Source organism: Nonomuraea sp. NPDC049129 (genome assembly GCF_040648495.1).
Taxonomy (GTDB): domain Bacteria; phylum Actinomycetota; class Actinomycetes; order Streptosporangiales; family Streptosporangiaceae; genus Nonomuraea.
The window spans coordinates 188,695-199,853 of record NZ_JBEZDU010000005.1; the positions used below are offsets into that span (position 1 = coordinate 188,695).

At 70.1% G+C, this 11,159-nt stretch carries 13 protein-coding genes; 9 read left to right on the plus strand and 4 right to left on the minus strand.

Annotated features, from left to right (window positions below):
* Positions 1-21 precede the first annotated feature (21 nt).
* Both AB0B64_RS16790 and AB0B64_RS16795 read left to right on the plus strand, forming a co-directional pair.
* Positions 22-834 (plus strand): glucose 1-dehydrogenase, encoded by an 813-nt coding sequence (locus AB0B64_RS16790; RefSeq protein WP_357956180.1) that lies wholly within the window; start codon positions 22-24, stop codon positions 832-834.
* Positions 835-836: 2 nt separating this feature from the next.
* Entirely contained in the window at positions 837-1,223 is a 387-nt protein-coding gene (locus AB0B64_RS16795; protein WP_357956182.1) for a nuclear transport factor 2 family protein, read from the plus strand.
* 10 nt (positions 1,224-1,233) lie between these two features.
* On the opposite strand, the gene AB0B64_RS16800 is transcribed toward AB0B64_RS16795, so the two are convergent.
* The 3 genes from AB0B64_RS16800 to AB0B64_RS16810 are packed head-to-tail and all read right to left on the minus strand — an operon-like array spanning position 1,234 to position 2,789.
* The gene (locus AB0B64_RS16800; RefSeq protein ID WP_357956184.1) at positions 1,234-1,551 is read right to left on the minus strand and encodes a YbaB/EbfC family nucleoid-associated protein; all 318 of its coding nucleotides are present in this window, start codon (positions 1,549-1,551) and stop codon (positions 1,234-1,236) included.
* Between the two features lie 9 nt (positions 1,552-1,560).
* Positions 1,561-2,439, minus strand: coding sequence for a hypothetical protein (locus tag AB0B64_RS16805; protein WP_357956186.1), 879 nt, complete (start codon positions 2,437-2,439; stop codon positions 1,561-1,563).
* Positions 2,439-2,789, minus strand: a complete 351-nt coding sequence (locus AB0B64_RS16810) for a hypothetical protein (RefSeq protein ID WP_357956189.1) — start codon at positions 2,787-2,789, stop codon at positions 2,439-2,441. Before AB0B64_RS16810 ends, AB0B64_RS16805 begins: the two co-directional genes overlap by 1 nt.
* Here AB0B64_RS16810 and AB0B64_RS16815 point away from each other — a divergent pair.
* Complete coding sequence (locus AB0B64_RS16815) at positions 2,767-3,192, plus strand: hypothetical protein (RefSeq protein ID WP_357956191.1); 426 nt, start codon at positions 2,767-2,769, stop codon at positions 3,190-3,192. The two genes, AB0B64_RS16810 and AB0B64_RS16815, sit on opposite strands and share 23 nt — an antisense overlap.
* Before the next feature lie 63 nt (positions 3,193-3,255).
* Here the strand turns inward: AB0B64_RS16815 and AB0B64_RS16820 are convergent, their stop codons facing one another.
* Complete coding sequence (locus tag AB0B64_RS16820; protein WP_358178252.1) at positions 3,256-6,189, minus strand: response regulator; 2,934 nt, start codon at positions 6,187-6,189, stop codon at positions 3,256-3,258.
* Between the two features lie 169 nt (positions 6,190-6,358).
* Between AB0B64_RS16820 and AB0B64_RS16825 the strand changes: the two genes are divergently transcribed.
* The 6 genes from AB0B64_RS16825 to AB0B64_RS16850 all read left to right on the plus strand — a co-directional run bounded on the left by AB0B64_RS16825 (position 6,359) and on the right by AB0B64_RS16850 (position 11,040).
* Positions 6,359-7,045 carry a response regulator gene (locus tag AB0B64_RS16825; protein ID WP_358178254.1) on the plus strand — a complete coding sequence of 229 codons (687 nt, stop codon included), beginning with the start codon at positions 6,359-6,361 and terminating at the stop codon, positions 7,043-7,045.
* Entirely contained in the window at positions 7,042-7,878 is an 837-nt protein-coding gene (locus AB0B64_RS16830; protein WP_358178256.1) for a glutamate ABC transporter substrate-binding protein, read from the plus strand. The genes AB0B64_RS16825 and AB0B64_RS16830 overlap by 4 nt, the downstream gene beginning before the upstream one ends.
* 95 nt (positions 7,879-7,973) lie before the next feature.
* Positions 7,974-8,717 carry an amino acid ABC transporter ATP-binding protein gene (locus AB0B64_RS16835; protein ID WP_308016144.1) on the plus strand — a complete coding sequence of 248 codons (744 nt, stop codon included), beginning with the start codon at positions 7,974-7,976 and terminating at the stop codon, positions 8,715-8,717.
* A 9-nt stretch (positions 8,718-8,726) separates the two neighbouring features.
* Positions 8,727-9,563, plus strand: a complete 837-nt coding sequence (locus tag AB0B64_RS16840) for a glutamate ABC transporter substrate-binding protein (RefSeq protein WP_225292269.1) — start codon at positions 8,727-8,729, stop codon at positions 9,561-9,563.
* Positions 9,564-9,565: 2 nt separating this feature from the next.
* A complete protein-coding gene (locus AB0B64_RS16845; protein ID WP_357956201.1) occupies positions 9,566-10,234 on the plus strand; it encodes an amino acid ABC transporter permease in 669 nt (222 codons plus the stop codon).
* On the plus strand, positions 10,231-11,040 hold the full coding sequence (locus tag AB0B64_RS16850; RefSeq protein WP_357956203.1) for an ABC transporter permease subunit: 810 nt from the start codon (positions 10,231-10,233) through the stop codon (positions 11,038-11,040). Before AB0B64_RS16845 ends, AB0B64_RS16850 begins: the two co-directional genes overlap by 4 nt.
* Positions 11,041-11,159: the final 119 nt, after the last annotated feature.

Here is an 11,159-nt window from a genome sequence, read left to right on the forward strand (position 1 = left end):
TCGATATCTATCGTCAAGGGCATGCAGCCAAACCCTTCCCTCAATGGCAAGGTCGCGGTCGTGGCGGGGGCCAGCCGCGGCATCGGTGCCGTCACCGCTCGCGCCCTGGCCCAGGCCGGCGCCGCCGTGGTGCTCGGCGCCCGCGACACGCAGGCGGTCGAACAGGTCGCCGCGGACATCCGCTTCGACGGCGGGCAAGCGCTGGCCGTATCCCTTGACGTCGGTGACGCGGCGTCGAGCGAGCGGCTGGTCCAGCGGGCGCTGGAAACCTTCGGCCGGCTGGACGCGGCCTTCAACAACGCCACCGACGGGCCGATGCCCGCGCCGCTGGCCGACATCGATCCCGACGAGTTCGACCGGGGCATTCGCACGAACGTGCGCGGCACCTTCCTCGGCATGAAGTACCAGATCCGGGCCATGCTCGCCTCGGGTGGCGGGTCGATCGTCAACATGGCCTCGCTCGCCGGGCTCCAGGGCCACTCGGGCCTGAGCGCGTACGTGGCGGGCAAGGCCGGGATCATCGGACTGACGAAGGTGGCCGCGCTCGACTACGCCGACCAGGGCATCAGGGTCAACGTGGTCGCCCCCGGCCCGATCCTCACCCATCACCTGGAGGCGGCGGGCGAGGAGGCGCAGCGCCTGGCCGGGCTGTCGACGCCCATGCGGCGCATCGGCCGGTCGGAAGAGGTGGCCGCGGCGGTCGTGTGGCTCTGCTCCGACCAGTCGTCGTTCATCACCGGAGTGACCTTGCCCATCGACGGCGGGCAGGCGGCGGGCAACAAGCCCCCGCGCATGTACCGCCAGGGCCAGCCTATGGAGAGACAGGAGATCTGATCATGACCATCGACCAGCGACTCGACGAACTCAGCAGGCAGTGGATGGAGGCCGAGCGCCGCGGCGACACCGCAGCGCTCGACGCGCTCGCCGTGCCCGACTTCACCCTGGTGGGGCCGCTCGGCTTCATCCTGAACAAGGACCAGTGGCTGGCGCGCTACCGCGGTGGCGGCATGGTCACGCACGAGATGAGCTGGGCGGACGTCACCGTACGGGAATACGGCGACACGGCGGTGGCCATCGGCGTGCTGGCGCAGCGCGCCGCGTACCAGGGCACACCGGCCGACGGACGCTTCCGCGTCACCCAGATCTCGGTCAAGGACGGGGACCGGCGCCTGCTGGCGAGCCTCCACTACAGCCCGATCGCGGCGCCGCCGGCCCGCCCCTGACCCCGCGACGTCAGCGGCCGGGCTCCTCGAAGAGGGCCTGGGTGGCGGCGAAGGTCTGGGCGGTCACGTCCTCCTCGGCCTGCCGGGCCGCCTCCATGAGGGCCTCGCACAGCGCCTCGGAGCCCAGCCGCATCGCTCGCGGCGCGATGTGCACGCTCGCCAGCCCGCCGCTGGGCAGGACCTCGACCGTCACCTGCCCGTCCGCCGCCACACCGCGCCCCCTGGCCGACTCCAGTCGGCGCCCCACTTCCTCGAACTGAGCCGTCTGTACCGCGAGCTGCGCCAGCGCCCGGTCGATCTCCGGATCGCCGCTCCTGGGTATGGTCATGCCGGCTCCTTATCGGTGGAGGATGAACGCCCGGGGGGCGTGCGCCAAAGCGGATCGGAGCGATCCCTGGACGGACATGTCCCCGTTGGCGACCAGCGCGTAGAGGGTCGCCGCCGACGTGGTCCGCCGGAAGAAGTTGCCCATGGGACCGGTGCCGAGCATGGTCTCGGTGAATCTGGTGGCCGGGATGAACTTGCGTACGTCGCGCAGGGCCTTGATACCGCCGTCATAGGCCAGTTCGGCGACGAAGTGCTTGCCCGCGTACTCCCACAGGTTGCCCATCGGCTGGCCGGTGGCGGCGGAGCTCGCCGCGTGCACGCCGGTCTTCACTGTGGCCCACACGACCGAGTCGGCCACGGCGTCGAGTCCTTCGCGCACCGCGTACGTGCCCACGTTGAACTTGCCCACCTTCGCGGCCAGGATGGTCTTCATCAGCTTCTGGAAGATCGTCTTCTCCAGCCTGGCCCGCGCCACGAGCCACTTGAACACGCCCTCGGCCGCGATCCTGGCCGCCGGGTAGAGATAGCCGAACATCATGGTGAACGCCATGGCGGCCAGCTGGGTGCCGATGATCTTGAGCTGTTCCCGGTGTTCCTCCACCGCGTCGGCGTAGTCGTCGCAGCCGTCGGCCAGCTCGTTCAGCGCCGCCCGCATGGCGGCGTAGCGAGGGGCGAGCTGGTCGGGCCACACGTCCGCGAAGCGGTCGACCGACCGGCTGTCGTTCGTCTTGAGCACGCCCGCGACCCCGCTCTCCGTGTGCTGCGCGAGCGTGCCGATCGCCTTGGCGAACTCGCGCAGCTCCGTCGCGCGCGCCCGCAGGTTGGACACGTCGGCCACGGGCACGTGTACGTCGGCGAACCAGGCGAGCGCCTGGAACGGATCGAACATCAGGCACCTTCCCTGGCCGGCGGCGTCACGGGGATCGGCGCGTCAGGGAGGTCCAGGGCCGCGGGCAGGGACGCGATGATGTCCTGCTCCAGGTAGTCCCAGAGTTTCTCGAGGCTGCGCAGATTGCCGGCCGCTGTGAAGTTCTTCTCGGCGATGGCGTCCATGTGATGGGTCAGGGCGGCGTAACCGGCGTGGTACCACTCGGCCCAATCGATACCCTCCTCGTCGCCGCCGACGAGGCCGGAGGTGCTTCCCAGCTTCCAGGAGTTCAGGCGGCGCTCCACGACGTCGTCGCCCAGCTTGTCGAAGAGTCCGGCCAGCTCGCGAATGGAGTTCCAGTCGATCTGCACCTGGCCCGACGCGCCCGGCGGCCCGCCGGGCGTCGGGGGCGGGGTCGGGGTCGGGGTCGGGGTGTACGAGGGGGTGGGCGTCGGCGTAGGGCTCGACGCGTCCGGAGGGGTGCTGGACGGCGGGCTCGATGGCGTGGGGGTGCCCGATGGGGAAGGGGTGTCCGACGGAGTCGGGGTCGCCGTGTCCGACGGGGTCGGGGTGGGTGTGTCCGACGGGGTCGGGGTCGGGGTCGCCGTGTCCGACGGGGTCGGGGTGGGCGTGGGTGTATCCGTGGGCGTGGGTGCCGGGGAGTCCGTGGGCGTGGGTGTCGCGGTGGGAGTGTCCGACGGGGTGGGGGTGCCCGTGGGACTGGGCTCCTCAGTCGAATCCGCCATTTACCTTCCCCCATTACAAATACGTTAATTCGCGACATAAGCACGCTAGTGACAGAAAATTACTCACACGTTAATAAATCCGTCACCAGGGTTAATTTGCTGACATCCAAGTCGGCAGCTCGCGCAACAAACCACCCAGCCGATCGACCGATTCCCGCTCGGCAACCCCGCGCATGGCCGACACCTCGACCCGTTCGCACACCTCGGCCGCCTCGATGAGCCCGACGGTCGCGCAGCTGCCCTTCAACCGGTGCGCGAGCGCGGCCACCCGGGCCAGGTCTTGACCGCGTTCGGCTTGGCGGAGCTCGTCATAGATCGCCATGGCCGTCGAGAGGAACACCTCGGCGATCTCCGTGATATCCCCCTGCGACAGCCCCGCCAGCTCCGGCGGGACCTCTGACGTGGCGGCCCACAGCGGCACCTGGGTCACGACGTACTGCCAGTCCACCGGCTTGGCCAGGTGGTCGTCCATGCCCGCCGCCAGGCAGCGAAGCCGGTCGTCCGGCATCGCGGCGGCGGTCATCGCGATGATCGGCGTGCGCGGCTCCTCGCGCCGCCTGATCTCGGCGGTCGCGGCCAGGCCGTCGAGAACCGGCAACTGGCAGTCCATGAAGACCAGGTCGTACCCGCCCAGGAGCACCGCCGCCACGGCCTGCTTCCCGTCGGCGACGGAGTCGACGTGGTGGCCCGCCCTCCGCAGGACCAGCTCGGCCACCTGGCGGCTCACCTCGTCGTCCTCGGCGACCAGGATCCGCGCCGGTGCGGCGCCGTCGACCGGCACATCCGGCGTTTCGCCGCCCTGCGCGGAGGCAGGCACGGAACCCGGCCCAGCGCCCTGCGCGGAGGCAGGTACGGAACCCGGCCCAGCGCCCTGCGCGGAGGCAGGTACGGAACCCGGCCCAGCGCCCTGCGCGGGAGTCAGCGCGTTCTCTACGGCGGCGAGCAGCCGGCGGCGGCTGAGCGGCCGGGTCACCGACTGCACGGTCCGCTCGGCCACCGAGATCGGCCAGGCGCGCCCCGGGCGCCCCGGTGTGACGAGCACGACGACACCGGCGTCTCGGAGCAGCGGATCGGCCGGCTCCCCGTCGGCCAACGCGAAATCGAGGTCGAGGTCGATGACCGCCAGGTCGAACGGACGTCCCGCCGCGGCGCCGGCTCGCAGGGCGGCCAGGGCGGCCGGGCCGTCGGAGGCCGTCTCCACCACCAGACCGGCATCGTCCAGGATGCGCCCGGCCAGCGCGAGGTCCTCCGGCCGGGCGTCGGCGACGAGCACCCGCCGTCCGCGCAGCGCGGGCGCGGCCGGGGCCGACCACGTCAGTACGTCCACCGGCAGCGTCACCCAGAACCGGCTCCCCACTCCCTCGACGCTGTCCAGCCCGATCTCACCGCCCATCAGCTCGGTAAGCTGCCTGCTGATGGCCAGGCCGAGGCCGCTCCCGCCGGTCCGCCGGGTGATCGGGGAGTCGACCTGACGGAAGATGCCGAAGACCCGCTCCAGGTCGCCCTGCCCGACGCCCACACCGGTGTCGGTCACCGTGAACCGCAGCGTGACCCGGTCGTCGCCGGGACCGCCTTCGTCGAGGGTCACCTCCAGGTCGACGCCACCCTTGACGGTGAACTTCAGCGCGTTCCCCACGACGTTGGTGAGCACCTGCCCGAGACGTACCGGATCGCCGAGCACCTGTTGCGGCAGGCTGTCGCCGAGCCGCGAGGTGAGCCAGAGCCCCTGCTGGTAGGCGTGCGGCGCGAACGGGGCCACCACCTCGTCGCAGAGCCGGAGCAGGTCGAACGGCACCGACTCCACCTCCAGATGCCCCGCCTCGATCTTCGACAGGTCGAGGAAGTCATCGAGCAGCCGGAGCAGGCTCCGCGCGGATTCCTGCGCCGTGCTCGCGTAGTGGCGTTGCTCGCCGTCGAGCCGGGTCTCCAGCAGCAGGGAGTTCATGCCGAGGACGCCGTTGATCGGGGTGCGGATTTCGTGGCTGATCTTGGCGAGGAACTCGGACTTGGCGCCGGACGCGCTCACGGCCTCGTCCCGGGCCACGGCCAGCTCGGCGGCGTACCGGGCGAGCGTCCGTTGCGCCCGGCGCCGGCCGCGCGTGGTGTGGATCTGCAGGCCGAACCCGATGAGGATCAGCAGCGCCAGGACGGCGGCGATCGACAGCACCCGTACCCGGAGTTGCTCGGCCGAGGCGAGCGCCGCGTCGGCGGGCACCTCGGCGGTGACCGTCCAGCCGACGTCGGGGATGGGCTCCGACGCCGACAGCACCTTCCCGCCGGCGTCGTGGTGGGTGGTGAAGAGGGTACGGCCGGCCAGCGCCGCGTCCACCCTGGGGTCCTCGCGCAGGGAGGTGAGGGCGTAGAGCTTCCTGCCGGGGTCGGCGACGAGCACGCCCGACTGGTCGGTGATGAGCAGCCGGATCCCCTGCGCCTCGGCGGCCTGCGAGGCGAAGTCCTGGATGGCGTCCAGGCTGTAGACGACGGCCAGGACGCCCAGCACGCTCTTGCCGTCGGCGCTCGGGATCACGGCGGCCGCGGCGACGGCCCTGGACACGCCGCGCATCGTGGGCGTGTACGCCTGGGAGATGTAGGGTCGCAGGCGATCGCGGACGGCGACGTACCAGTCGGTGCTGCTGACGTCCTGGGGCAGCACGCTCGTCGGCTCGGCGCCGGCGATGTCGCCCCGGAGCCCGATCACGATCACGCCGCCGACTCCGGCGCGCATCCTGCCCAGTTCCTCGCGGAACCCGATCATCGTCTCGCGGCTCACCGCCTTGCCAGAGGTCGCCGCGGCGCGCACCGCGGGCCGCTGGGCGTACGCGCTGACGAGCTGCTTGAGCGAGCCAAGCTGCTGCTCCACCACGACCCGGCTGACCGAGGCGGTGGTTCGCACCCGGTCGCCGACCTCGTCGCCGACCGCTTCCGCCGACAGCGTGATGCTGGACGAGGTCAGCAGCGCCAGCGGGAGCAGGCCGAGCAGAATCCACAGCGCCGTCACTGCCAGGAGCCATCCGCGCTCTCTCACCAGTGATCACCTCCCCCACGGCTCACCGGCCGCTGACACGCATCACACAGTAGGAGGGAAGAGCTTGGGGCGAAGCCCCGCCCTGAGCAAAAGGAGCAGAAGGCGATTGGTTGTAACACGACATCCCTAAGATGCCCGCGTCGATCACAGTCGAGCTAGGAGTGTGGCGATGCCTGGAGCGGCGGACATCACCGTTCTCATCGTGGACGACGACCCGGTCGTGACCGCCGCGTTGCACGCCCAGGTGAACCGTGTCTCCGGGTTCAAGGTGGTGGGGATCGCACACACCGGACAAGTGGCGCTCGCCGCCGCCCACCGGTTCGCGCCGCGGCTGGTGCTGCTGGACCTGCACCTGCCCGACCTGCCCGGGCTGGAGGTCGCGCACCGGCTGCGGCGCCCGGACCAGCCACCCACCGACGTGATCGTGATCTCCGGCCACAAGGAGTCGGCCGCGGTGCGCGCGGCCATGCAGCGCGGCGCCCTGTACTACCTGGTCAAGCCGACCAGGGCCGGGATTCTGGAGCAGACGTTGCTGCGGTACGCGGCGACGGTCGAGCAGTTGGGCTCGGGCGGCAGGTTCGTCGAGCAGCAGGAGATCGACCGGATTTTCCGCTCGCTGCATCTGGACGCGTCTCCCCGGGCGAAGAGCATCTCGGCGGCGACCGAGCAGGCGGTGCTCGACGGGCTGGCCGCGGCCCAGGAGGACCTGTCGGCGCACGAACTCGCCGAGGCCATCGGCGTCAGCAGGGCGACCGCCCGCCGCTACCTGGAACACCTGGTCGAACGGGGACAGGTCGAGGCCAGGCTGAGGTACGGACCGACGGGCCGCCCGCAGCACCGGTACTGGGTGCGGTGAAGCCGGTCAGGGCGCTGCTCGCCGTACTCGCGTGCCTGGCGCTGGCGGCCTGCGGCTCCTCCGGAGAGCCCGCGTTCTCCGAGGGCTCCACCATGGCCCGCGTCCAGCGAAACGGCCTGCTCACGGTGGGGATCAAGTTCGACTACCCGCTGTTCGGGTTCAAGGATCCGGACAGCGGGCGGATCACCGGGTTCGACGCGGAGATGGCCAGGATGGTCGCCAAGGACCTGACCGGCAGTGAGCGCAACGTCCGCTTCGTGGAGACCCTGCCGGTCCAGCGCGAGGACTTCCTGCGGCAGGGGGTGGTGGACCTCGTCATCGCCACCTACTCCATCACGCCGGCCAGGAGCCAGGTCGTCGGTTTCACCGAGCCCTATTACCAAGCCGGGCAGGACGTGCTGGTCAGAGCCGGGGACAAGCGCATCGACGACGTGGCGGACCTCGACGGCCGGGCGGTGTGCACGACCACCCGCTCCACCTCCCTGGACCGGCTGCGGGACCGCGTGCCCGGCGCCCGGCTGGTGGTGGTCGACAACTCCAGCGAATGCGTGCCCGCCCTCACAGCCGGCCGCATCGACGCCATCAGCACCGACGACACGATCCTGCTCGGCCTGGTGAACCGGCGGCCGGACGCGCTCAGGCTGGTCGGCCGGCCGTTCGGCCGCGAACCGTACGGCATGGGCGTCCGCAAGGAGGACGTGGTGTTCCGCGACTACCTCAGCGGGCTGATCGGGCGCTGTCTGCGAGACGGCCGGTGGGATCGGGCGTTCAGGGACACCATCGGCCTGTCCGGCGCGACCGCCGCACAGGCCAAGCCGCCCGTCACTCACTGACGGCCGGTCAATCACTGAGCAGAACGCGCACAACCCTCTGCGTGACACAAGCCGCTCCTACCGTTGCGCCAACGCGGACGGAAGGAGCATCACCCGTGTCCGATCAAGGGCTGGTCGTCCTCGACCAGGTCAACAAGCGCTTCGGCGATCATCACGTGCTCAGGGACGTCGAGCTGAGCGTACGGCGGGGCGAGGTCGTGGTGATCATCGGCCCGTCGGGCGCCGGCAAGTCCACCCTGTGCCGCGCGATCAACCGGCTGGAGACCATCGACTCCGGCACCATCACGATCGACGGCACGCCGCTGCCCGAGGAGGGGCGGCAGCTGGCCCGGTTGCGAGCCGAGGTCGGCATGGTGTTCCAGTCGTTCAACCTGTTCGCGCACAAGACGGTCCTGGAGAACGTCGTGCTCGGGCAGGTCCACGTACTGAAGAAGAGCAGGGCGGACGCCGAGAAGAAGGCGTACGAGCTGCTGGAGCGCGTCGGCATCGGCGGCCAGGCGGGCAAGTTCCCCGCGCAGTTGTCAGGTGGCCAGCAGCAGCGCGTCGCGATCGCCCGCGCGCTGGCCATGGAGCCGAAGGTGCTCCTGTTCGACGAGCCCACCTCGGCGCTCGACCCGGAGATGGTCAACGAGGTGCTCGAGGTGATGACGGCGCTGGCCCGCGAGGGCATGACCATGGTCGTCGTCACGCACGAGATGGGCTTCGCCCGCCGGGCCGCGGACCGCGTGGTGTTCATGGCCGACGGCGAGATCGTCGAGCAGAACGCCCCGGACGACTTCTTCGGCACCCCGCGCAGCGAGCGCGCCAAGTCGTTCCTCGCCAAGATCCTCACTCACTAAGGACGCGTCATGTTTGGAAGATCCCTTTACGCGGTGTTCGCCGTCGTCGCCCTGACCGCCACCGCCACTGCCTGCGGCGGCGGCCAGGACACCTACGACTCGGTCGTGGACAAGGCCAAGAACGACAAGAAGCTGGTCATCGGGGTGAAGGCCGACCAGCCGGGGCTCGGCCTGCGGACGCCGGACGGCGGCTTCTCCGGGTTCGACATCGAGGTCGCCAAGTACGTGGCCAAGTCGCTCGGCGTCGAGGCCAAGGACATCACGTTCAAGGAGACGGTGTCGGCCAACCGGGAGGCGTTCCTGCAGCAGGGCCAGGTGGACATGGTGGTGGCGACGTACTCCATCACCGACGCGCGCAAGCAGAAGGTCTCCTTCGCCGGACCGTACTTCGTGGCCGGTCAGGATCTGCTGGTCAGGGCGGACGACACGGCGCTGACCGGCCCCGACACGCTGAACGGCAAGAAGCTGTGCTCGGTCGCCGGCTCGACCCCGGCGCAGAAGGTCAAGGAGAGCTACGCCAAGCAGGTGCAGTTGCAGGAGGAGCGGACCTACTCCGCGTGCGTGGACCGGGTGCTCGGCGGCCAGCTCGACGCGATCACCACGGACAACGTGATCCTCGCCGGGTACGCCGCCCAGCACACCGGCAAGCTCAAGTTGGTCGGCAAGCCGTTCAGCACGGAGAAGTATGGCATCGGGCTCAAGAAAGACGACTCGGCGGGCCGCAAGGCCGTCAACGAGGCGCTGACCACGATGTTCGCCGACGGTAGCTGGAAGAAGGCGCTGGAGAGCAGCTTCGGCGGAGCCGGCTTCACCGTGCCGGAGGCCCCGAAGCTGGAGCAGTACTGATCATGGACGCGCTGCTCCTGGAGTGGGACACCGTCGTCGCGGCCTTCTGGATGACCGTGCGGCTGACGGCGGTGAGCGCGCTCGGCTCGCTGGTGCTCGGCACGCTGCTGACGGCCATGCGCGTGGCGCCGCTGGCGACCCTGCGCCGCGCCGCCGGCGTCTACGTGGCCGTGGCCCGTAACACCCCGCTGACGCTGCTGCTGCTGTTCACCGGCCTCGGCGTCGGCGCGAACCTGGGCGTGGAGCTCTCGTCCGACATCGCGACCAACAACTTCTGGCTGGCCTGCATCGGCCTGACGGCCTACACCTCGGCGTTCGTCTGCGAGGCGCTGCGCGCGGGCATCAACACCGTGCCGGTCGGCCAGGCCGAGGCCGCGCGCTCGCTCGGGCTCGGTTTCCTCCAGACGCTGGGGCTGATCACGCTGCCGCAGGCGTTCCGCGCGGTGATCGCGCCGCTGGGCAGCATCCTGATCGCGTTGACCAAGAACACCACGATCGCGCTCGTGGTGGGCGTGAGCGAGGCGTCGGTGCGGATGCGGGAGATGATCGAGACGTACGGAGACCAGGTGATGCAGATCTTCCTCGGGTTCGCGGCCGGGTTCGTGCTGCTGTGCCTGCCCATGGGCCTGCTGTTCGGCTGGCTGTCACGGCGCTTGGCGGTGGCCCGATGAGCGGTGGCCCGGTGAGCTACGCCAACCTCTACGAGACGCCGGGGCCGCGCGGCGCGCGGCGCAACCGGGTGCTGGCCGGGGTCATCGCGCTGGTCCTGCTGGGGCTGGCCTATGTGACCTATGTACGCTTCGACGCCAAGGAGCAGTGGGCGGCCGGCAAGTGGACGCCGTTGCTGCGGCCGGAGGTGTGGACCACCTTCATCCTGCCGGGACTGGCGGGCACACTGGCCGCGGCAGTGGCGGGCGTCGTGCTGGCGGGCCTGTTCGGGCTGGTCTTCGCGACGGCCCGCCTCTCGGACCACCGGTGGATCCGGTGGCCGGCGGCGGCCGTGGTCGAGTTCTTCCGGGCCGTGCCGCTGCTGCTGCTCATCTTCTTCGCCTTCTTCGGGTCCTACGTTTTTACCGGGTCCAACGTCTCAGCCTTCACCGCCGTGGTGTTCGGACTGACCTTCTACAACGGGTCGGTGATCGCCGAGATCATCCGGGCCGGGGTGCTGAGCCTGCCCCGCGGCCAGGCGGAGGCGGCCCACGCGATCGGGCTGCGCAAGGGGCAGGTCATGCGGCTGGTGCTGCTGCCGCAGGCGTTCCGGGCCATGATGCCGGCCGTGATCAGCCAGTTCGTGGTACTGCTGAAGGACTCGGCGCTCGGGTTGATCGTGGGCTACGACGAGTTGGTGGACCGGGGGCTGAACGGGATCGCGGCCAACTTCTCGAACGTCATCCCGGCGGCCATCCTCATCGCGGCCATCTTCATCGGCATCAACCTGTCGCTGGACCGGCTCGCTCACTGGCTCAGCCGGCGGTGACCCCGCCATTTACCCCATACAGCCAGTCAGACTGCCATACATCGCAATAAGTGGGGTATGGGGCGCACCAGCCCAAACTCGGCATAGGGTAAAGTAACCCATCATTCCGACTGTTATAG